The following is a 20,150-nucleotide window of genomic DNA, read 5'->3' as shown; positions in this document are numbered from 1 at the left end:
CGACTTGGCCGGAATCTTTGTCTTCGCCCTCACCGGGGCGCTCATGGGCGTGCGCAAACGGCTGGACGTGGTCGGGATGGCGGTGCTCGCCTCGATGACCGCGCTGGGCGGCGGCATCGTCCGCGACCTCATCCTCAACGTACGGCCCGCCGCCTTCCAGAGCCTCGGCTACGTCCTGGTGCCGCTCGCCGCCACGGTCATCGTCGCCTTCTGGCATCCGCACGTGGCCAGGGTCATGCCCGCCATCATGATCCTCGACGCGGCCGGCCTCGGCCTGTTCTGCGCCGTCGGCACGGAGAAGGCCCTCGAATACGGCCTGAACCCCCTGCACGCGGTCCTGCTGGGCGTGACCACGGCGGTCGGCGGCGGTATGCTGCGCGACCTGCTGGCCGGCGAGATCCCGACCCTCCTGTACGACCGCCAGCTCTACGCCGTGCCCGCGATGGTCGGCTCCGCCGTCATGGGCGCCCTGTACGTCTACGACCTGCACGGCTGGCCCGCGACGCTGGCCGCCGCGGTGATCGCCTTCGTCCTGCGCATCGCCGCCATGAGGTACGGCTGGCGCGCCCCCCTGGCCCGCGGCGTCCGCCCCGACGGCTAGCTAGCCCTTGTCGGCTCCCTGGTTCTGGTCGCGGACGAAGTGGCGCTGGAAGACGACGAAGATGACGGCGACCGGGATCGTCGCCAGCAGCGCGGCGGCGAGCTTGAGCGGGAACTGGGTGCCGCCGCCGAGAGAGCCGCTGACCAGGTCGGCCAGCCCGCGCGGGAGCGTGAACAGCGCCGGGTCCTGCACGGCGACCAGCGTGTGCGGGAACTCGTTCCACGAGCTCTGGAACGACAGGATCGTCAGCGTGATCAGCGCGGGCCGCGACATCGGCAGGACCACGGACCAGAAGACGCGGAAGGTGCCCGCGCCGTCCAGGCGGGCCGCCTCCTCGACGCTGCGCGGCACCGACTCGAAGAACTGTTTCATCACGAACACCCCGGCCGCGTCGGCGATGACCGGCAGGATCAGCGCCAGGTAGGAGTCGTACATCCCCAACTGGTTCAAGACCAGAAATTTCGGGATAAAAAGCACGACACCCGGCACCGCCATGATCGCGATGATCGCCGCGAACAGCCCGCGCCGCCCCCGGAACCGCAGCCTGGCCAGCGCGTACCCGGCCATCGAGTCCAGCAGCAGCCGCCCCAGCGTGAGCACCACGGTGACCAGCAGCGAGTTCGTCAGCCAGATCGGCATGTCCGTGCCGAAGAACACCCGCTCGAACGCCGACAGCGTGGCCGGGTCGGGGATGGGTGAGAGCGGGTGCGCGGAGGCGTCCGGATCGGTCTTGAAGGAGTTGGCGATCTGGATGACGAACGGGTAGACGAAGGCGATGGAGAAGACGATCAGGACGACGCGCCTCATGCTTCGCGCTCCCTCATGATCCAGCGCTGCAGCAGCGTCAGCAGGACGATGATCAGGAAGAGCACGAACGAGATCGCCGTGCCCGAGCCGTAGTCGAAGTCGCGGAAGGCCGTCCGGTACGACAGGAACGCGGGCGTCAGCGTGGTCTTGGCCGGATCGCCCTGGCTCATCACGTAGATCTGGTCGAACACCTGCCAGGTGCCGATCAGCCCGAGCGTCAGCACGAGGAACATCGTCGGCTTCAGCAGCGGCAGCGTCACCCGCAGGAAGCGCTGCCGGCGCGAGGCCCCGTCGATCATGGCCGCCTCGTCCAGCGTCCGCGGGATGTTCTGCAGCGCCGCGAGGAACATGAGCATGAACGTGCCCGACGTCGTCCACACCACCAGCACGATGATCGCGCACATCGCCACGCTCGGCCCCGACAGCCACTCCCACCAGGTCAGGCCCAGCACGCCGTTGCCCGTGAGCGCGGCCGGCGGATCGCCGATGAGGAGCTGGATCACCCCGCGCGGATCGCTGAACCACTGCGGCCCGTTCACCCCGAGGAACCCCAGGACCTGGTTGACCGCCCCGGAGTTGCTGAAGATGAACAGGAACACCACGCTGATCGCCACCGAGCTGGTCACCGAGGGGAAGTAGAACGCGGTGCGGAAGAACGTCCTGCGCTTGTTCACCGCCAGCGCGAGGCCCAGCGCCAGCGCCGTCTGCAGCGGCACGACCACGGCGACGTAGTAGACGTTGTTGCGGATGCTGGTCATGAAGTTCTCGCGGGCCAGGCCGTCCTCGGTGAACAGGCGCGCGTAGTTCTCCCCGCCCACGAACGGCACGCCCGCCCGGAACGGGCTGCCCTGCCCGTTCCACCCGGTCAGGCTCACCCAGAGCGCCATGAGGATCGGCAGCAGCATGAACAGCCCGAGGATCGCCACCACCGGCGCCACGAACAGCCACCCCGCGAGGTTCTCCCTGGTACGGCTGCGCATGACGTCAGCCGAGCGCGCTCTCGGTGTTCTTCTGGAGCCTGGCCAGGATCGCCTGGGGATCGCGGGTGGCGAGCTGCTGCAGCGAGGTGTCGTAGTCCGACAGGACGCTGTCCATCTTGGGGGCGTTCACCGGCCCCTGCGCGTACTCCGCGCCGTTGACGAACGCGCCGTCGCCGGGGAACTCCTTGAGGTAGGCGTCCTTGGCCGACTGCCGCGAGGGCATGACGCCGAAGGCCTTGGCGAAGACCATCTGCTGCTCGGCCTTGGTCATCGCCTCGACGAACGAGATCGCCGCCGCCTTGTTCTTCGACTTGGCGGCGATGCCCCAGCAGTTGGTGAACGACAGCGTGCCCTTGCCCTTGGGCCCGGCGGGCAGCTCGTGCGCGGAGTAGGCGACGCCGGGGTAGTCCGCCCGCATCGCGCCCTTGATCCAGTTGCCCTCGATCGTCATCGCGGCCTTGCCCTTGCCGAACGCCTCGCCGCCCCACTCGGCGTCGAGCGCCTTGGCGAACTGGGCCCGCTTGCCGGCCAGCAGGCCCTTGACGTACTCCAGCGCGGCCAGGTTCTCCGGGCTGTCGCCGGTGGCCCGCTTGCCGTCCTCGCTGATGATCCAGCCGCCGGACTGGACCATGAAGACGCCGAGCCGGTCACGGGTCTCGCCGAACACCAGCGGCGCCACGCCCTTGATCCTCTTGGTGACGGCGTCGAGTTCCTGCCAGGTGGCGGGGACGTCGCCGGCGGTGAGCCCGTTCTTCTTCCACAGCTCGTCGTTGACGACCAGGGCGAGCGTGGAGAAGTCCTTGGGCGCGCAGTAGAACGTGCCGTCGTAGGTGAACGTCTCGCGCAGGCTCGGGTAGAAGTCCTGGGCGTCGGAGATCTTGTCGCCGTAGGGCTCCAGGGCGCCCACGCTGGCGTAGTCGGCGAAGCGGGAGGCGTCGACGTAGAACACGTCCGGCGGGTTGCTGCCCGCGAACGCCTGACCGAGCTGCTGGTGGATGTCCTGCGCCGGGGTGACGGCGGCGGTGTTGCCGCTGGCCTTGGCCCAGGCCTCGGCCGCCTGCTTGACCGCGTTCGTCTCGACCTCGCCGGAGGAGGCCATCAGGACCTGGAGCGCGGCCGGGCCGCTGCTCTGCTGCGCGGGCGCGGCCTGCCGGTCGTCGAAGCCACTGCCGCAGGCCGTGGCCGACAGGAGTACGGCTGCCGCCGCGGGGATCGCGAGGCGTTTCATGAGCGGGGTTCCTTTCGGATGACCAGGGAGGGGGTGAGCAGCACGTGCGCCGCCGACGGCCGGCCGGACAGGCGGCCGGTGAGCAGGTCGACGCAGTGCGCGGCGGCCTCGGCGAGGGGCTGGCCGAGGCTGGTGAGGCCGACGGCGGCGGCGACGGGGGTGTCGTCGAAGCCGACCACGGCCGGCAGGACCTGGAGGGCGCCGAGCGCCACGGAGTCGCTGACGCAGACCAGGGCGCTCGCGCCGCGCCCGGTCAGTTCCCGCGCGGCCGCCTGGCCCTGGGCGCTGGAGCCGTCGGTCTCCAGCGCGAGGCCGGCGTCGAGCCCTTCTGCGGCCAGCGTCCTGGACCAGCCGTTCCTGCGGTCGTCGCCGACGCCGGAGCCCGCCTGCCAGCCGATGAAGCCGATCCGGCGGTGGCCCTCGCCGAGCAGGTGGCGGGTGGCGGACTCGGTCCCGGCGGCGCCGTCCACGTCCACCCACGGGTGGCTTGCCGCCGGCGCGCCCCACGGCCGGCCGAAGGTGACGAACGGCAGGTCGCGCTCGGCCAGCCAGGAGGCACGTGGGTCGCCGTGGTGGGTGCTGGTCAGCACGAACCCGTCGGGCTCGAACTCGCCCAGCAGCTGATCGATCGTGGCGATCTCGTCGCTGTCGCCGGTGGCGGCGTAGAGCAGCACGCGGTAGCCGGATCTGGCCGCCGACTCGGTGAGGCCGTGCAGGAAACGGTCGAAGACGTTCATGCCATCCTGGGTCGCCTCGATCCGCACGGCCAGCAGGCGCGAACGTCCGGTCCGCATCTGCCGGGCCGCGGCGCTCACCCGGTAGCCGAGGGTCTCCACGGACGCGAGCACCCGCTGCCGTGTCTCCTCCTTGACCACTTCGGGGGAGTTGAGCACGTTCGACACCGTCTGGCGGGACACGCTGGCATGACGGGCCACGTCGGCGATCGTCACCTTTTCCGGCATTTACAACCTTTCTAGGGGTTTGATCGATCTAAAAGGTGTGTGACAGGATTAGATCGTTCAAGTAAACGGAGTGTCAAGGGGTCCTCACCGTGCACGACCACCGCCTGCAACCGCTACTGCACGACCTCGTCAGCACCGTCCTGGCCCCGACGAGCGCGCTCAGCGGGGCGGACGGCCAGATCAGGCCCGCCGGAGTGCAGGGGCTCTTCCACGCCGACACCCGCGTGCTCTCGCAGGCCAGGCTGGAGATCGACGGGCGCGAACCGGAGCCGATCGGCCACGCCGTACCGGCCGCGGGGCTCGCCCGCTTCGTCTCGCTGGCCCGGTGGCTGGGCGACCGCGCCGCCGACCCCACCGTCCGGGTCGAGCGCGTGCGGCGGGTCACGCCGGGCGCGATGGCCGAGGAGATCACGATCGCCTCCACGGCCTCGGCCCCCTTCACCTGTACGGTCACCGTCACCCTGGCCGGCGATCTCGCCCCCATCGACGTGGTGAAGTCGGGCGGCGGCGCCGTACCCCGCAAACCCGAGACCGGCAACGGCGAGCTGCTTTGGCGCGCCGGAGACGCCCGCGTCACCGTCACCGCCGCCGACGGCGGCGAGCAGGCCGGGGCGGGCCCGCGGTGGGAGGTGACGCTCGCGCCCGGCGAGCGGCGCACGCTGCGGTGGAACGTCGCCGTCACCGACCCCCGCGCGGTCGTCGCGGCACCGGCGGGCCCCCGCGAGTGGAGCAGGCCGGAGATCGAGGCCGACGACGCCCGGCTGGTACGGCTGGCCCGCCAGTCGCTCGACGACCTGGAGTCGCTACGGCTCACCGTGACCGGGGCGCCCGGCGAGACGTTCCTGGGCGCGGGGGTGCCGTGGTTCCTGACCCTGTTCGGCAGGGACAGCATCTGGGCCGCGCGCATGATGCTGCCCCTGGGCACCTCCCTGGCGGCGGGCACGCTACGCGTCCTGGCCCGCCTCCAGGGAACCAAGTCCGACGCCGCCACCGGCGAGGCCCCCGGCAAGATCATGCACGAGCTGCGCGGGCACGAGTTCGTCCTCGACAGCGGACTGCGCCTGCCGCCCACCTACTACGGCACCATCGACGCCACCCCGCTCTGGATCACCCTGTTGCACGACGCGTGGCGCTGGGGCCTGCCGGAGCCGGAGGTGGCCGATCTGCTCCCCGCCATGGAGGCCGCGCTCGGCTGGCTGGCCACCGACGGGGACGCCGACGGCGACGGGTTCCTGGAGTACCTGGACGCCGGTGGCCGCGGCCTGGCCAACCAGGGATGGAAGGACTCCGGCGACGCCGTCCGCTTCCGCGACGGCACGCGGGCCGAGCCGCCGATCGCCCTCGTCGAGGTCCAGGGGTACGCGCACGAGGCGGCCCTCGCGGGGGCGGCGCTGCTGGAGGCGTTCGGACGGCCCGGCGCCGGCCGGTGGCGGGACTACGCGGGGCGGCTGGCCGAGCGGTTCCGTGAGCGGTTCTGGGTGGACGGCGGTTATCCCGCGCTCGCCCTCGACCGCGACAAGCGCCCGGTGGACGCGCTGACCAGCAACATCGGGCACCTCCTCGGCACCGGCATCCTGACGACGGGCGAAGAGCTGCGGATCGCGCGGACGCTGGCCGATCCCGCGATGTCGGGCGGGTTCGGCCTGCGCACGATGTCGGCGGCGGACGCGGGGTTCAGCCCGTTGTCCTACCACTGCGGCTCCATCTGGACGCACGACACCGCGATCGTCGTCGCCGGTCTGGCCCGCGGCGGCCACGGCGCGCTCGCCGCCCATCTGGCCGAGGGGCTGCTGTCGGCCGCGGAGACCTTCGGTTACCGGCTGCCCGAACTGCACGCCGGGGACGAGCGCTCGCTGATGGGGCGGGCGGTGCCGTACCCGGCGGCCTGCCGTCCGCAGGCCTGGTCGGCGGCTTCCGCCCTGGCGATCGTCCAGGCCGCCGCCGGGCTTTATCCGGATGTTCCGGGCGGGCGGGTGCTGGTCCGCCCGGGGGCGCCGCTGGGCGCGCTGACCGTCCGGGGGCTCCGGGTGGCCGGGGCGCCCGTGGACGTGACGGTCGACGGCTCCGGCGCGGCGCGGGTCACGGGGCTGCCGCCGGGGCTGCGGGTGGAGGGGCTCTAGCCCTGCCGGAAGACGATCGCGGCGCCCAGCGCGGCCTCGGCGGGGACGAAGATCTCGCCGGAGCCCGTTGTGACGATCGGGACGCCGTTGCCGCGCAGGAACCGCTCGGTGGCGGCGAGGTCGCGTACCGACACCGCGTAGGCGACGAACGCCGGCAGGGCCGGTGGGCGCTCGCCGGGCAGCAGCCCCGGCAGCGCCGACGCGGACACGATCCTGACACCCGCCCAGCCCTCGTAGCGCCGCCGGGCCGCACCCACCTCCTGGTCGGACACGCACAGGACGCACTCCACCAGGGCGCTCGCGCCGTTGGCGTGCTCGACGGCCAGGGCCGCGGAGTCCGGGCCGTTCTCGGCGAACCCGATCCTGCCCTCCGGCGGCGGGCCGGAGATCTCCAGGTAGCGGGCGGGCTCCATCGCGGTGCCCGCGGCGGTCTCGACCGGGCGCTGGATGGCGTGCACCCCGCCGTGCCCGACGCCGCCGGCGCTGAGCCGCGCGGCCACCGCGTCCAGGTCGGAGGTGGCGGCGATCACGATGTGCAGGCCCTGGAACCGCTCCAGGAAGCCCGCGATGGCCGCGGACGCCGCGCGGACGGCCGCCACCAGCCCCGGCAGCTTGTCGTCCGGCACCCGCAGCGGGATCGGCCGCGCCTCGCCGGGCACCCCGTCGAGCACCGCCACCAGCTCCACGAACCCGTCGCCGAGGTAGATGTGCGCGTTCGCCACCCCGAACGGCTGCTCGACGCCGGGCAGCACGGGATAGGCGGCCGGTGCCACCGTGAACCCGAGCCGCCGGTAAAACCGCGCCGCCCCCTCCATGTCACCGATGACATGCCCCACATGATGCAGACCCACGGCAAACCTCCTTTAGGAGTTGACTCCTAAAGGAGAGTACACTCTCTATTTATAGAGAGCATTCATCTTGTCGTACGGCAGGCCGTCCCCCGTGGCGTCGTACCCGCCCTTCTCCAGCAGTTCCGTGGTCGCCCTCGCGGCCAGCGCGTAGGCGGCCTGCGCGATCGCCGAGCCCAGGCTCACCCGCGCCACCCCGGCCGAGGCGAACTCCGGCACTCCCGGCGCCCCCGCCCACGCCATCGCCGCGACCGGCAGCGGCCCTGCCGACAGCTCGGCGAGCGCCGCCAGATCGATCAGCCCGGGGACGAACAGACTGTCGGCCCCGGCCGCCGCGTACGCCTCGGCGCGCCGCTTCACCTCGTCGAGCCGCCCGCTGCCCGCGAGATAGACGTCCGTACGCGCGTTGATCCACACCCGCACGCCCAGCCGGTCGGCGGCGGCACGGGCGGCGGCCAGCCGCCCGGCCTGCTCGGCGGGGTCGAGCATCGCACCGGCCACCCGGTCCTCGATGTTCACCCCGACCGCCCCGGCCTGCACGACCGCGGTCACGGTCGCCTCGACCGAGTCGTACCCGGCCTCGATGTCGGCCGACACCGGCAGCTCGACCGCCCCCGCGATCCGCTCGACCACCGCGGCCACCCGGTCGGCCCCCAGGTCCGCGCCGTCGGCGAACCCGAGCGACCAGGCCACTCCGGCGCTGGTCGTCGCGATCGCCTGAGCCCCCGCCGCGGCGATCGCCACGGCCGAGCCCACGTCCCAGGCGTTGGGTAGCAGCAGCGGGTCGCCGGGGCGGTGCAGGGCGGCGAAGGTCTCAGCCTTGGAACTCGTCATGCGGCCGACCCTACGCGGGCCGCCCGCACGTCCACCGGCCGGATTCGGACATCATCCAGCCCCGGGGATGGCCGGATACGACCGGAAGGAGCGGGCGCGGGTGCCGTACACCCTGAGGCATGGACCAGCTCGACCTCTTCGCGCAGCAGGCGCCGAGCCTCGACCGCGCGTTCGCGACCGCCCGCCGCGTCCGGCTGGACGAGACCTCCTGGGTGGAGCACGTGCCCGCCTGGCTGACCGGCTCCGACCAGCTGCTGCGCGCGCTCATCGCGGGCGCGGCGTGGGAGCAGCGGCTGCGGCGCATCGCCGACCGCATGATGGTGGAGCCCCGGCTGACCGCGGAGTATCCCGACCTCGCCGAGGCGCCCCACGACCTCCTCCGTACGGCCGCCGCCGTCCTGTCGGCCCATTACGGCGTGCCGTACGACGGACTGTGGATCAACTTCTACCGCGACCACCGCGACAGCACCGGCTGGCACGGCGACTGGGCCACGTGCCGGCGCGAACTGTGCGTGGTCCCGGTCCTGAGCCTGGGCGCGACCAGGCGCTTCCTCCTGAAGCCGCGCGCCGGCGGGCGCAGCGTCGCGCTGACCCCCGCCGCGGGCGACCTGGTCGTGATGGGCGGACGCTGCCAGCGCGACTGGCGCCACAGCGTCCCCAAGCAGGCCACCCCGACCGGCCCGCGCGTCAGCGTGAACTTCTCCAGCAGCTTCCAGGCCCGGGGGCGTTAAATGGGTTGCCCGGGGTGACACGCTTCTGGCGTCATTGATCACGTTCGGGATGTACCCGGGAGGAGGCGATACGAGATGACGTACAACGAGGTGACCGGCACCCGTAGGCCGATCAGGATGTGGGCGGAGCCCGAGTCCGTCGACCCGCAGGCGATGCAGCAGCTGCGCAACGTGGCGAACCTGGAGTGGGTCCACGGTGTCGCCGTCATGCCCGACGTGCACCACGGCAAGGGCGCGACGGTCGGCTCGGTCGTCGCGATGAAGGGCGCCGTCTCCCCGGCCGCGGTCGGGGTGGACATCGGCTGCGGGATGACCGCGGTCAAGACGTCCTACAAGAGCTCGCAGCTGCCCGACAACCTGGCGTACCTGCGCGGGAAGCTGGAGCGGGCGGTCCCGGTCGGCTTCGGCCACCACAAGCTGCCGGTCGACCCGTCCGCGGTCCAGGGGCTGAAGACGTCCGGGTGGGGCGCGTTCTGGAAGGGCTTCGACGAGCTCGCGCCGCAGGTGCACGCCCGCAGGTAGCGCGCCGAGGTGCAGATGGGCACGCTCGGCGGCGGCAACCACTTCCTGGAGATCTGCGCGGACGACGAGCAGTGGGTCTGGGTGGTGCTGCACTCCGGCTCGCGCAACATCGGCAAGGAACTGGCCGAGCACCACATCGGCGTCGCCCGCGGCCTGTCGCACAACCAGGGCCTGGTCGACCGCGACCTGGCGGTCTTCCTCGGCGGCACGCCGGAGATGGACGCCTACCGCCGCGACCTGTTCTGGGCCCAGGACTACGCCCGCCGCAACCGCGCGGTCATGATGGGGCTGGTCTGCGACGTCCTCAGCCGCCACCTCCCGGACATCACCTACGACCAGCCCATCTCCTGCCACCACAACTACGTGGCCGAGGAGAGGTACGACGGGGTGGACGTGCTCGTGACCCGCAAGGGCGCGATCCGGGCGGGGAGCGGGGACCTGGGCATCATCCCCGGTTCCATGGCCACGGGCACCTACATCGTGAAGGGGCTCGGGAACGCGGCGGCGTTCAACTCGGCCTCGCACGGCGCGGGGCGCAAGATGAGCCGGACGAAGGCGAAGAAGACCTTCACCGTGAAGGACCTGGAGGAGCAGACGTTCGGCGTGGAGTGCCGCAAGGACGCGGGGATCGTGGACGAGATCCCGGGTGCCTACAAGGACCTGGAGTCGGTCATGGCGGCCCAGACCGACCTGGTCAAGGTGGTCGCGCACCTGCGCCAGCTCATCTGCGTCAAGGGGTGACGATCCCGCATCGCCTGACTAAGGTCAGAGAATGGACGGAACGCTCGTCGAGCGCGTGCGGCGCTTCAACCGCACCGTCACCCAGCGCGTGGGCGCCCTGGAGGACGCCTTCCTCACCAGAGGGCGTCCCCTCGGGCAGGCGAGGGTGCTGTGGGAGATCGGGGACGCGGGCAGCGAGGTACGCCTGCTGCGCGCGCGCCTCGACCTCGACTCCGGGTACCTGAGCCGGATCCTGCGCGCCCTGGAGGGCGACGGGCTGGTGGTCGTCGAGAGCGACGCGGGCGACGCGCGGGTGCGCAGGGCCCGGCTCACCGAACGGGGGCTGGCCGAGCGGGCCGAGCTCGACCGGCGCTCCGACGAACAGGCCGAGTCGATCCTGCGGCCGCTCGACCACGGCCAGCGCGCGCGGCTCGTCGCCGCCATGACCGAGGTCGAACGGCTGCTGGTCGCCTCCATGGTCGAGGTGGCCGTGACCGACCCGCGCCACCCCGACGCCCGCCACAGCCTGGGCGAGTACTTCGCCGAGCTGGGCAGGCGCTTTCCCGAAGGGTTCGATCCGGCCCGGGGGATCGCGGCGGGGGAGCGGGAGCTCACGCCGCCCAAGGGGCTGATCCTGGTGGCCACCCTGCATGCCGATCCGGTCGGCTGCGGGGCGCTCAAGTTCCATGGCGACAGCGCCCACCTCAAGCGGATGTGGGTGTCGCCGGCCGTACGCGGGCTGGGGCTGGGCCGGCGGCTGCTGGCCGAGCTGGAGGCGCGCGCGGCCGGGCACGGCGCGAGAACGGTGCGGCTGGAGACGCACGCCGCCCTCGCCGAGGCCAAGCGGCTCTACCAGACGGCCGGCTACACCGAGGTGAGCCGCTTCAACGAAGAGCCTTATGCCCACCATTGGTTTGAGAAGACCCTGAACGCCGACGCGCCCGACGGCGTGCCGTAGGGTGTGCCACATGACCCCGATGCTCAACGACTCCTACGGGAGAGTGGCTACCGACCTTCGGGTGTCCCTGACGGACAAATGCAACCTGCGCTGCACGTACTGCATGCCACCCGAGGGCCTCGACTGGCTGCCCAACGCCCAGTTGCTGACCGCCGACGAGATCGTCAGGCTCGTCACCATCGGGGTCGAACGCCTGGGCATCACCGAGGTCCGCTACACCGGCGGCGAGCCGCTGCTGCGCCGCGAGCTGCCCGACATCGTCGCCCGCACCACCCGCCTGCGCCCGCGCCCGCAGGTCTCGCTGACCACCAACGGCATCGGCCTGGCCCGCCTGGCCCCGGCCCTCGCCGAGGCGGGGCTCGACCGGGTGAACGTCTCGCTGGACACGCTGGAGCCGGAGACGTTCAAGCGCCTGGCCCACCGCGACCGCCTCGGCGACGTCCTGGCCGGCCTGACCGCCGCGAACGACGCCGGGCTGCGGCCGGTGAAGGTCAACGCCGTGCTCATGCGCGGGATCAACGACCACGAGGCGCCCGCGCTGCTGCGCCATTGCCTGGAGCGCGGCTACGAACTGCGCTTCATCGAGCAGATGCCGCTGGACGCCCAGCACGGCTGGACCCGCGACAACATGATCACCGCCGACGAGATCCTCGCGATGCTGGCGCCGTCCTTCGAGCTGACCCCCGACGACAGGGAGGAGCGGGGCAGCGCGCCCGCCGAGCGGTTCCTGGTCGACGGCGGGCCCGCGCGGGTGGGCGTGATCGGGTCGGTGACGCGGCCGTTCTGCGGCGCGTGCGACCGGGTGCGGCTGACCGCCGACGGGCAGGTGCGCAACTGCCTGTTCGCGCGGGAGGAGTCGGACCTCAAGACGGCGATGCGCGCCGGCGCCTCCGACGACGACCTCGCCGCCCGCTGGATCTCCGCCGTCGCCACCAAACGCCCCGGCCACGGGATCGATGACGCTTCGTTCCTCCAGCCCGCGCGTCCCATGTCGGCGATCGGCGGCTGATTCTTTCATTCTTTCTCCGTCGTGGCGGACGTCTGGCGGTTTCTGGCCGTTCCAGGGCTTTCTAGCCGTTACGGCAAGCCGCCCCACCACCGCCCGCCGTCGCGGGCGCGCGGCCTCGGCCGATGGCCGGCAGTCTGACGTGGTCGCGCGCCGATACAGCGCACGCACACCACCTGGGCAGGCCCTCCGGGGACGGACCGCGGCGCTCCGGGTGGCGGACCCGTGGCGCTCTCGGTAGTGGACCCATGGTGCTCCGGGCGATGGACCCGTGGTGCTCATGGTGGTGGGCCCGTGGTGCTCCGGGGTGTGGGGCCGTGGCGTTGGGGGTGATCTCGGCGGTTACCGTGGCTGGGTGGCTTATGACGCGGTGATTCTGGCCGGAGGCGCCGCCCGGCGGCTGGGTGGCGTGGACAAGCCCGGCCTGAGCGTGGGCGGGCGGTCGCTCCTGGAGATCGTGGCCGCCGCCGTACCCGATGCCGGGAGGGTGATCGTCGTGGGGCCGGAGCGTCCTGCCCCGCGGGCCCGCTACGTCCTGGAGGAGCCTCGGGGTGGCGGGCCGGTGCCCGCGTTGCGTGCCGGGCTGAGCGAGGTTCTGGCGCCCTGGGTGGCGCTCCTGGCGGGCGACATGCCTCTGCTGCGCCCTGCGCACGTCACCGCGCTCTTCGACGCCGCCCGCTGCGACGCCGCTTCAGGTGGTCGCGGGGCGGTTCTGGTGGATGACGGGGGGCGGGAGCAGTGGCTGGCCGGGGTGTGGCGGGCCGGGGTGCTCCGGGAGGCACTCGGCGGCTATGACGGGCGGTCTCTGCGCGGGCTGCTGGGGCCGCTGGAGCCGGTTCGGGTGGCGTTGCCCGGCCGGCCCTGGTTCGACTGCGACACTATGGACGATCTGGAGGAGGCTCACATGAACGTGCTCAGCGAGTGGACGGCCCTGGTCTGCGAGGAACTCGGCATCGACCCGGCCAAAGTGGACCGGGACCTGATCCTGGACCTCACCAAGGAGGTGGCCCACGGCGTGGCCCGGCCGGCCGCGCCGCTCACCGCCTACCTGCTCGGACTGGCCCAGGGAGCGGGCACCGCGCCGGAGGACGCCGTGACCCGGCTGACCGCTCTGGCCGGCGACTGGACCGAGGCGACCCGGGAGAAGCTGACCGGCGAGTGACACTCCTACGAACTCCCCGTGTCAACCCGTGACCGAACCTGAAGATTTCCTGTGAATTTCGCGCACCGACGAGATGTAAACGATTTCGGGAAAGCAGACCTACCCGCTGAGCGGGGGCAATGAGGTCTTCCCAGAAAAGGGCGAAGCCGGGTGGTTACGGGGGCAAACCACCCGGCTTCGCTTCATCGGCGTTCCGACGGGGGCCCGGAACGCCGGCACCAGCACTCCGACGGGGGACCGGAGCGCTTGGCTAAAGCGTACACCTACAACCCGTGGGATGCGTCAAGACTTAGTCACGACCCGATCTCGCGTCGGTGCAGGGGTATCTCGCTTTGGTTAGCCTCCGGTGTGTGAAAGGTAGGAGGCGGGGAGTCCTTCGACCTCTCATTGGCCCCGATTACGGCTATGTACGGCAAAAAGACGGCGCCGGCGATGAAGAGCAGCCGGTAGGGCCAGGGGACGGGTACCACGACGGCCAGGATGAGGCAGAGCGTGCGAATGCCCATCTTGATGAGGTAGCTGATCTCGCGTTTGCGCACGTCGTCGGAGAGCGACGGCTGCGCGTCCGTCACCTGGTGGACCTGCTTGCGCGTACGCCACCCCCTCATGCCTCCCACGGTAGACCTCGGAGGTGAAGGACGCGACGGGGCGCCGGTGCCGGAGCGAGGGTCATGCGATCATGGCTTTCGAGTAAGAGGAGGCGGAGATGACGGATCGAACGTATCGGGTGACCGAGATAGTCGGGACTTCGGGGGAGAGTGTCGACGAGGCCATCCGCAACGGCATCAGGCGGGCCTCGCAGACCCTGCGCCACCTGGACTGGTTCGAGGTGACGGAGATCCGGGGGCACATCGACCAGGGCGAGATCGCGCACTTCCAGGTGGGGATGAAGGTCGGCTTCCGCCTGGAAGACGGCTGATCGTCACGATTTCGCGGTAGTGGGTGACATTTCCGGCGGTGCATCGGAGACTTCGGAGCGAAGGGGGTCGCGATGCATCGCCGAACCGTGGCGCTGGTCTGCGTGCTGGGGACCGTTCTCGCAGGGGGCTGCGCCGTACAGGAGGAAAGTGCCGTGCGCAGGGACAGGCCCGTGAGCAGCGCACCGGCGGCCGAGCCGCTGTTACGGCAGAGCGCCGACGAGATCGCCCGCACGGCCGCCAGCCTGCGCCGGGTGGACGACCTGCCGCTGTACGAGATGACCTACCGGGGCTCCTACGACCCCGAAGCCCCGCTCACCAACGCGGAACTGGCCAGGAAGGACTCCGGCTGGGCCTGCTCGCTGTTCCTGCGCGGCGGGGAGTTCGGCCGCAACTTCGACTGGGACCCCAACCCGGCGATGATGATCAGGTCCGACCCGCCCGACGCCTACGCCTCCCTGGCGATGGCCGACGTCTCCTACATCCTCGACCACGGCGGCGCGCCCGACCTGGCCGCCGACCGGCGCCGCCTCGCCCACGCGGTTCTGACGCCCTTCGACGGCGTCAACGAGAAGGGCCTGGCGGTGGGCCTGGCCTCCGTGCCCACCGCAGACCTGCCCGAGCCCACGCCCCAACGGCCCGCGATCAGCAGCCTGCGGATCATCCGCCTCATGCTCGACCGCGCCGCGACCGTGGAGGAGGCTGTGGAGATCATGCGCTCACGCACCGTCGATTTCACCGGCGGGCCGCAGGTCCACTACCTCATCGCCGACCGCTCCGGCGCCTCGGCCGTCGCCGAGTACGGAGACGGCCGCCTCAACATCATCCGCGACCGGATCCTCACCAACATCACGATGGCCGGCGCCGGCCGGGACACCCGCCTGGCCGACACCCGCTACCGCACCCTCGACCAGGGCCTCGGCACCAAGGCCGACGCCCTCGACCTGCTCAGGAGCGTCGCCCAGGGCCACACCCGCTGGTCGGTCGTCTACGACCTGGCCAAAGGGAGCGCACGCGTCGTCACCGCGAAACGGTGGCAACGCGTGCACAGCTTCACCCTCCGATCGCCAACGCTCAGCTCGCCTGGCTGACCGTCGACATGTTGAAGTCCGGCACCCGCACCGGCGGCATGACCGCGCGCGTGAAGTAGTCGTTCCACTCGCGCGGCAGCGTCTGCTCGGCGGCGCCCGCCTCGCTGATGCGGCCCAGCAGGTCCACCGGGCTCTCGTTGAAGCGGAAGTTGTTCACCTCGCCGACGACCTCGCCGTTCTCGACCAGGTAGACGCCGTCGCGGGTCAGGCCGGTGACCAGGAGCGTCTGCGGGTCCACCGTGCGGATGTACCACAGGCAGGTCAGCAGCAGGCCCCGCTCGGTCGAGGCGATCATCTCGGTCAGCGACCTGCCGCCGTCACCGCGCATGATCAGGTTGTCGATGTCGGGGGTGACGGCCAGGCCGCTCAGCTCCGCCGAGTAGCGGGTCTGGCGCAGCGCCGCGAGCGTGCCGCCGGAGACCCACTCGGTCGCCGCCAGCGGCAGCCCGTTGTCGAACACCGAACTCTCGCGCCCCGCCGAGCGGGTCACGACGAACGGCGCGCAGCCGATGCCCTCCGCCGCCGGGTCACTGGCCAGCGTGAGCGGCAGCGGCGCGAGCCGTTCGCCCACGCGGGTGCCGCCGCCGCGCTTGGAGTAGACCGTCCGGCCGTCCAGCGCGTCCCTGGCGCCCGCCGACCAGTAGGCGTAGATCATGAGGTCGGCGACCGCGCTCGGGGGCAGCAGCGTCTCGTAGCGGCCCGCGGGCAGGTCGATGCGGTTCTTCGCCCACTCCAGCCGCATGGCCAGGGAGGCGTCGAGCGCGGCGACGTCCACGTCGGCGAAGTCGCGCGTGGCCACGCCCGTCCAGGCCGAGCGCTTGAGGTCGGCCGACTTGGCGTTGAGCTCCAGCCTGCCGGTCGGCTGGTCGTGGCGCAGCCTCAGGCCCGTGGAGGAGCCGAGGAAGGTCGAGGTCAGCGTGTGCTCGGCGAAGCCGTACAGTCTCCTGCCGCCCGCCTCGGCGGCCGAGAACGCCTCGCCCAGCGCGGGCGCGAACTCGCCGAAGACCCCGATCTCGGTCGGCACGACCGGATCGGCCCAGCCCGCGCTCGCCGGCACGCCCGACACCAGCGGGCGCGCGTCCTCGGCGGGCTGCGCCTCGCGCGCCGCCGCGTCGGCCGCGGCCACCACGCCGGCGAGCTGCTCAGGACGTACGGCCGCGCGCGAGACCACGCCCACACCCCCGCCCGCGATCGAGATCACGGTCAGCTGGGCGGAGCGGGCCACGCCGTTCGTGGTCAGGGTGTTGCCCGCGAAGCGCAGGTTGGCCGTCGAGCCGTCGTCCACGACCACCATGCAGTCGTCGGCCGTGGAGAGCTTCAGCGCCCGCTCAACCATCTCCTGGGGAGTCATCACTTGCCACCCTCCTGGACCGTGTTGAGGATGCGGACGCCGCGGAACAGCGCGGACGGGCAGCCGTGGCTGACCGGCGCGACCTGTCCAGGCTGGCCCTTGCCGCAGTTGAAGGCGCCGCCGAGCACGTAGGTCTGGGGGCCGCCGACGGCCTCCATCGAGCGCCAGAAGTCCGTCGTCGTCGCCTGGTAGGCGAAGTCCCGTACCTGCCCGGCCAGGGCGCCGTTCTCGATCCGGTAGGCCCGCTGGCCGGTGAACTGGAAGTTGTAGCGCTGCATGTCGATCGACCAGCTCTTGTCGCCGACGATGTACAGGCCGCGCTCCACCCGCGAGATCAGCTCGTCGGTGGCCGGGCCGTCCGGAGCCGGCTTCAGCGAGACGTTGGCCATGCGCTGGATCGGCATGTGGCCGGGGGAGTCGGCGAAGCCGCAGCCGTTGGAACGGCCGAAGCCCTTCATCAGCGCCATGCGCCGGTCGAGCTGGTAGCCGACCAGGATGCCGTCGCGCACGATGTCGAAGCTCTGGCCCGCCACGCCCTCGTCGTCGTAGCCGATCGTGGCCAGGCCGTGCTCGACCGTGCGGTCGCCGGTGACGTTCATGATCGGTGAGCCGTAGACGAGCTCGCCGAGCTGGTCGAAGGTGGCGAAGCTCGTCCCGGCGTACGCGGCCTCGTAACCGAGCGCGCGGTCGAGCTCGGTGGCGTGGCCGATCGACTCGTGGATCGTCAGCCACAGGTTCGACGGGTGGATGACCACGTCGTGGTCGCCCGCCTCGACCGACGGCGCGGCCAGCTTCTCGGCCAGCAGCTCGGGAAGCTGGGCCAGCTCGCCCGCCCAGTCCCAGAACGTGCCCGTCAGGTACTCGTAGCCGCGTCCCACCGGCGGCGCGATCGTCGACATGTCGTCGAAGCCCTGCTCGGAGGCCTTCATGGCGTTGAGCGCCGGGTGCAGGCGTACCCGCTGCTGCGTGGTGGAGGTGCCGGAGCTGTCGGCGTAGAACTTCTGCTCCTTCACCTGCAGCAGCCGGGCCGAGACGTGGTCGGCGCCCTTGAGCAGCCCCGCCGACCACTCGGCCAGCAGCGCGACCTTGTCGGCCTGGGGCACGTCGAACGGGTCGACCTCGTACGGCGAGACCCAGGTGAGGCCGGAGTAGACCGGTTCGGGAGCCAGCTCGATCGGCTCCCTGTTGATGGGCGCGCTCACCTCGGCCACCCGCACCGCCTGCTCGGCCACCTTGGCCGCGGCCTCGGGGGTCAGGTCGATGCCGGAGGCGAAGCCCCACGTGCCGCCCTTGACCACACGCACCGCGAAGCCGAGGTCGTCGGCGTCGACGGCGCCTTCGAGCCGCGTGTCGTAGAGGCTCAGGGACTCGCCCCTGACGCGTTCGAGGCGGAAGTCCGCGTGCTCGGCACCCAGGTCACGGGCACGTTGCAGGGCGGCGTCCGCGAGCTGCCCGAGTGGCAGCGCGAGGAAATCAGGGTCGATTTGACGCATGTCAACGATCCTAACCCCGTGATCTTGTACCCCCTGGACAAGCGCGTACCAGCCGGTAGCAGATAGCGTCAGGTCCCATGGCACGCTCAGTACTCGTCACCGGCGGCAACCGGGGCATCGGCCTCGCGATCGCCCGCGAACTCGAAGCGGCGGGCGACGCCGTCGCCGTCACCTACCGATCGGGCGAGCCCCCACAGGGGTTGTTCGGCGTCCGCTGCGACGTGACCAGCACCGAGGACGTCGAGGCCGCCTTCGCCAAGGTCGAAGCCGAACAGGGCCCGGTGGAGGTGCTCGTCTCCAACGCGGGCATCACCAAGGACACCCTCCTGGCCATGATGAAGGAGGAGACCTTCACCGACGTCATCGACGCCAACCTGACCGGCGCCTACCGCGTCGCCAAGCGGGCCATCCGCCCGATGATGAAGCTCAAGCGCGGCCGCATCATCCTCATCTCCTCGGTCGTCGGCCTGTCCGGCCAGGCGGGCCAGGCCAACTACGCCGCGTCCAAGGCGGGGCTCGTCGGCTTCGGCCGTTCCCTCGCCCGCGAGTACGGCTCGCGCGGCATCACCGTCAACGTCGTCGCCCCCGGCTTCGTCGAGACCGACATGACCGCCGAGCTCGACGGCGAGGCCATCGTCAAGAACATCCCCCTGGGCCGCCAGGCGGCGCCCCAGGAGATCGCGCGCGTCGTCCGCTTCCTGGCGAGCGACGACGCCTCCTACATCACCGGGGCCGTGATCCCCGTCGACGGCGGACTCGGAATGGGGCACTGACATGGGCATTCTCGAAGGCAAGCGCATCCTGGTGACGGGCGTGCTGACCGACGCCTCCATCGCCTTCTCCGTGGCCAAGATCGCTCAGGAGGAGGGCGCCCAGGTCGTGCTGACCGGCTTCGGCCGGCTCAGCCTCGTCGAGCGGATCGCCAAGCGGCTCCCGCAGCCCGCGCCCGTGCTCGAACTCGACGTCCAGAACACCGAGCACCTCGACACCCTGGCCTCCCGGGTCGGCGAGCACGTCGACGGCCTCGACGGCGTCGTCCACTCCATCGGCTTCGCCCCCCAGACCGCGCTCGGCGGCAACTTCCTCAACACCACGTGGGAGGACGTCGCCACCGCCCTGCACATCTCCACCTTCTCCTACAAGTCGCTGGCCGTGGCCTGCCTGCCGCTCATGAAGGAGGGCGGCTCGGTCGTCGGCCTCGACTTCGACGCCTCCAAGGCCTGGCCGGTCTATGACTGGATGGGCGTGGCCAAGGCCGGCCTGGAGTCCGCCAACCGCTACCTCGCCCGCGACCTCGGCAAGCAGGGCATCCGCGTGAACCTGGTCGCCGCCGGCCCGCTGCGCACGATGGCCGCCAAGTCGATCCCGGGCTTCAAGGAGTTCGAGGACAGCTGGCCGGAGAAGGCGCCGCTGGGCTGGGACCTGTCCGACACCGCCCCGGCGGCGCGCGCCTGCGTCGCCCTGATGTCCGACTGGTTCCCCGCCACCACCGGCGAAATCCTCCACGTCGACGGCGGCGTCCACGCGATCGGCGCCTGACTCTCCCGCCGCGCGTCTTCTCCGTGCGTGCGTGGTCGCTCTCGGTCCGCCGCCGCGCCTTTCGTGGTTCGCGTCCTTTCGTGGTCGGCGTCCCTTCGTGGTTGGCGTCCTTTCGTGGTCGGCGTCCCTTCGTGGTTCGCGCCCTTTCGTGGTTGGCGTCCTTTCGTGGTTACGGCAAGCCGGCCTGCCGCCTCCCGCCGCCGTGCGCGGGCCCCGATCATCGGGCGCTTCTCACGTCGGACGTGGTCCCCGCCGCAACACCGCCCCGCCGGCCAGACAC

19 protein-coding genes and 1 pseudogene are annotated in these 20,150 nt (G+C 71.5%); 11 read left to right on the top strand and 9 right to left on the bottom strand.

What is annotated here, in order from left to right:
- Nucleotides 1–4: 4 nt before the first annotated feature.
- Nucleotides 5–601 carry a trimeric intracellular cation channel family protein gene (locus tag ACFWYW_RS45840; RefSeq protein ID WP_379617748.1) on the top strand — a complete coding sequence of 199 codons (597 nt, stop codon included), beginning with the start codon at nt 5–7 and terminating at the stop codon, nt 599–601.
- On the opposite strand, the gene ACFWYW_RS45835 is transcribed toward ACFWYW_RS45840, so the two are convergent.
- The 4 genes from ACFWYW_RS45835 to ACFWYW_RS45820 are packed head-to-tail and all read right to left on the bottom strand — an operon-like array spanning nt 602 to nt 4,578.
- A complete protein-coding gene (locus ACFWYW_RS45835; protein ID WP_379617750.1) occupies nt 602–1,408 on the bottom strand; it encodes a carbohydrate ABC transporter permease in 807 nt (268 codons plus the stop codon).
- A complete protein-coding gene (locus tag ACFWYW_RS45830; RefSeq protein WP_379617752.1) occupies nt 1,405–2,388 on the bottom strand; it encodes a carbohydrate ABC transporter permease in 984 nt (327 codons plus the stop codon). Before ACFWYW_RS45830 ends, ACFWYW_RS45835 begins: the two co-directional genes overlap by 4 nt.
- Before the next feature lie 4 nt (nt 2,389–2,392).
- The gene (locus ACFWYW_RS45825; RefSeq protein WP_379617754.1) at nt 2,393–3,616 is read right to left on the bottom strand and encodes an extracellular solute-binding protein; all 1,224 of its coding nucleotides are present in this window, start codon (nt 3,614–3,616) and stop codon (nt 2,393–2,395) included.
- Nucleotides 3,613–4,578: a LacI family DNA-binding transcriptional regulator gene (locus ACFWYW_RS45820; RefSeq protein WP_379617755.1), complete on the bottom strand. Its 966-nt coding sequence runs from the start codon at nt 4,576–4,578 to the stop codon at nt 3,613–3,615. The genes ACFWYW_RS45825 and ACFWYW_RS45820 overlap by 4 nt, the downstream gene beginning before the upstream one ends.
- Nucleotides 4,579–4,667: 89 nt before the next feature.
- Here ACFWYW_RS45820 and ACFWYW_RS45815 point away from each other — a divergent pair, with 89 nt between their 5' ends.
- Entirely contained in the window at nt 4,668–6,698 is a 2,031-nt protein-coding gene (locus ACFWYW_RS45815; RefSeq protein ID WP_379617756.1) for a glycogen debranching N-terminal domain-containing protein, read from the top strand.
- On the opposite strand, the gene ACFWYW_RS45810 is transcribed toward ACFWYW_RS45815, so the two are convergent.
- Together ACFWYW_RS45810 and ACFWYW_RS45805 are read right to left on the bottom strand one after the other, a co-directional pair.
- A complete protein-coding gene (locus tag ACFWYW_RS45810) occupies nt 6,695–7,549 on the bottom strand; it encodes a VOC family protein (protein WP_379617758.1) in 855 nt (284 codons plus the stop codon). The genes ACFWYW_RS45815 and ACFWYW_RS45810 overlap by 4 nt on opposite strands.
- 45 nt (nt 7,550–7,594) lie before the next feature.
- Nucleotides 7,595–8,380, bottom strand: a complete 786-nt coding sequence (locus ACFWYW_RS45805; protein ID WP_379617760.1) for an isocitrate lyase/phosphoenolpyruvate mutase family protein — start codon at nt 8,378–8,380, stop codon at nt 7,595–7,597.
- Nucleotides 8,381–8,499: 119 nt separating this feature from the next.
- Between ACFWYW_RS45805 and ACFWYW_RS45800 the strand changes: the two genes are divergently transcribed.
- From ACFWYW_RS45800 to ACFWYW_RS45780, 5 genes and pseudogenes are all read left to right on the top strand, one after another.
- On the top strand, nt 8,500–9,111 hold the full coding sequence (locus ACFWYW_RS45800) for an alpha-ketoglutarate-dependent dioxygenase AlkB (RefSeq protein WP_379617762.1): 612 nt from the start codon (nt 8,500–8,502) through the stop codon (nt 9,109–9,111).
- A 75-nt stretch (nt 9,112–9,186) separates the two neighbouring features.
- Nucleotides 9,187–10,374 (top strand): annotated as a pseudogene (locus ACFWYW_RS45795) (RtcB family protein).
- A gap of 31 nt (nt 10,375–10,405) precedes the next feature.
- Nucleotides 10,406–11,311, top strand: a complete 906-nt coding sequence (locus ACFWYW_RS45790) for a GNAT family N-acetyltransferase (protein WP_379617764.1) — start codon at nt 10,406–10,408, stop codon at nt 11,309–11,311.
- Between the two features lie 19 nt (nt 11,312–11,330).
- Nucleotides 11,331–12,320, top strand: coding sequence for a GTP 3',8-cyclase MoaA (gene moaA / locus ACFWYW_RS45785; protein WP_379617790.1), 990 nt, complete (start codon nt 11,331–11,333; stop codon nt 12,318–12,320).
- Nucleotides 12,321–12,672: 352 nt separating this feature from the next.
- Nucleotides 12,673–13,479: an NTP transferase domain-containing protein gene (locus tag ACFWYW_RS45780; RefSeq protein ID WP_379617766.1), complete on the top strand. Its 807-nt coding sequence runs from the start codon at nt 12,673–12,675 to the stop codon at nt 13,477–13,479.
- Nucleotides 13,480–13,772: 293 nt separating this feature from the next.
- On the opposite strand, the gene ACFWYW_RS45775 is transcribed toward ACFWYW_RS45780, so the two are convergent.
- Complete coding sequence (locus ACFWYW_RS45775; RefSeq protein WP_379617768.1) at nt 13,773–14,087, bottom strand: DUF3099 domain-containing protein; 315 nt, start codon at nt 14,085–14,087, stop codon at nt 13,773–13,775.
- 98 nt (nt 14,088–14,185) lie between these two features.
- On the opposite strand from ACFWYW_RS45775, the gene ACFWYW_RS45770 reads away from it, so the two are divergent.
- A complete protein-coding gene (locus ACFWYW_RS45770; protein ID WP_379617770.1) occupies nt 14,186–14,398 on the top strand; it encodes a dodecin in 213 nt (70 codons plus the stop codon).
- Between the two features lie 72 nt (nt 14,399–14,470).
- Nucleotides 14,471–15,487, top strand: a complete 1,017-nt coding sequence (locus tag ACFWYW_RS45765; RefSeq protein ID WP_379617772.1) for a carcinine hydrolase/isopenicillin-N N-acyltransferase family protein — start codon at nt 14,471–14,473, stop codon at nt 15,485–15,487.
- On the opposite strand, the gene ACFWYW_RS45760 is transcribed toward ACFWYW_RS45765, so the two are convergent.
- Both ACFWYW_RS45760 and ACFWYW_RS45755 read right to left on the bottom strand, forming a co-directional pair.
- The gene (locus ACFWYW_RS45760) at nt 15,471–16,838 is read right to left on the bottom strand and encodes a metallopeptidase TldD-related protein (protein ID WP_379617774.1); all 1,368 of its coding nucleotides are present in this window, start codon (nt 16,836–16,838) and stop codon (nt 15,471–15,473) included. The genes ACFWYW_RS45765 and ACFWYW_RS45760 overlap by 17 nt on opposite strands.
- Nucleotides 16,838–18,331, bottom strand: a complete 1,494-nt coding sequence (locus ACFWYW_RS45755; RefSeq protein WP_379617776.1) for a TldD/PmbA family protein — start codon at nt 18,329–18,331, stop codon at nt 16,838–16,840. The genes ACFWYW_RS45760 and ACFWYW_RS45755 overlap by 1 nt, the downstream gene beginning before the upstream one ends.
- Before the next feature lie 77 nt (nt 18,332–18,408).
- Here ACFWYW_RS45755 and ACFWYW_RS45750 point away from each other — a divergent pair, with 77 nt between their 5' ends.
- Both ACFWYW_RS45750 and fabI read left to right on the top strand, forming a co-directional pair.
- Nucleotides 18,409–19,104, top strand: a complete 696-nt coding sequence (locus ACFWYW_RS45750) for a beta-ketoacyl-ACP reductase (protein WP_379617778.1) — start codon at nt 18,409–18,411, stop codon at nt 19,102–19,104.
- 1 nt (nt 19,105) lies between these two features.
- Nucleotides 19,106–19,870 carry an enoyl-ACP reductase FabI gene (fabI, locus tag ACFWYW_RS45745; protein ID WP_379617780.1) on the top strand — a complete coding sequence of 255 codons (765 nt, stop codon included), beginning with the start codon at nt 19,106–19,108 and terminating at the stop codon, nt 19,868–19,870.
- Nucleotides 19,871–20,150 lie beyond the last annotated feature (280 nt).

The sequence above is a fragment of the Nonomuraea sp. NPDC059023 genome (genome assembly GCF_042740095.1).
Classification (GTDB): Bacteria; Actinomycetota; Actinomycetes; order Streptosporangiales; family Streptosporangiaceae; genus Nonomuraea.
This window is presented reverse-complemented; position numbering and strand designations above follow the sequence as displayed.

Bases quoted from the DNA above. Each gene is read 5' to 3' on its own strand.
- ACFWYW_RS45830 (WP_379617752.1), bottom strand. From the start codon at position 2,388: ATGCGCAGCCGTACCAGGGAGAACCTCGCGGGGTGGCTGTTCGTGGCG.
- ACFWYW_RS45755 (WP_379617776.1), bottom strand. From the start codon at position 18,331: ATGCGTCAAATCGACCCTGATTTCCTCGCGCTGCCACTCGGGCAGCTC.
- ACFWYW_RS45805 (WP_379617760.1), bottom strand. From the start codon at position 8,380: ATGACGAGTTCCAAGGCTGAGACCTTCGCCGCCCTGCACCGCCCCGGC.
- ACFWYW_RS45760 (WP_379617774.1), bottom strand. From the start codon at position 16,838: ATGACTCCCCAGGAGATGGTTGAGCGGGCGCTGAAGCTCTCCACGGCC.
- ACFWYW_RS45750 (WP_379617778.1), top strand. From the start codon at position 18,409: ATGGCACGCTCAGTACTCGTCACCGGCGGCAACCGGGGCATCGGCCTC.
- ACFWYW_RS45820 (WP_379617755.1), bottom strand. From the start codon at position 4,578: ATGCCGGAAAAGGTGACGATCGCCGACGTGGCCCGTCATGCCAGCGTG.
- ACFWYW_RS45770 (WP_379617770.1), top strand. From the start codon at position 14,186: ATGACGGATCGAACGTATCGGGTGACCGAGATAGTCGGGACTTCGGGG.
- fabI (WP_379617780.1), top strand. From the start codon at position 19,106: ATGGGCATTCTCGAAGGCAAGCGCATCCTGGTGACGGGCGTGCTGACC.
- ACFWYW_RS45765 (WP_379617772.1), top strand. From the start codon at position 14,471: ATGCATCGCCGAACCGTGGCGCTGGTCTGCGTGCTGGGGACCGTTCTC.
- ACFWYW_RS45790 (WP_379617764.1), top strand. From the start codon at position 10,406: ATGGACGGAACGCTCGTCGAGCGCGTGCGGCGCTTCAACCGCACCGTC.
- ACFWYW_RS45800 (WP_379617762.1), top strand. From the start codon at position 8,500: ATGGACCAGCTCGACCTCTTCGCGCAGCAGGCGCCGAGCCTCGACCGC.
- moaA (WP_379617790.1), top strand. From the start codon at position 11,331: ATGCTCAACGACTCCTACGGGAGAGTGGCTACCGACCTTCGGGTGTCC.
- ACFWYW_RS45825 (WP_379617754.1), bottom strand. From the start codon at position 3,616: ATGAAACGCCTCGCGATCCCCGCGGCGGCAGCCGTACTCCTGTCGGCC.
- ACFWYW_RS45775 (WP_379617768.1), bottom strand. From the start codon at position 14,087: ATGAGGGGGTGGCGTACGCGCAAGCAGGTCCACCAGGTGACGGACGCG.
- ACFWYW_RS45835 (WP_379617750.1), bottom strand. From the start codon at position 1,408: ATGAGGCGCGTCGTCCTGATCGTCTTCTCCATCGCCTTCGTCTACCCG.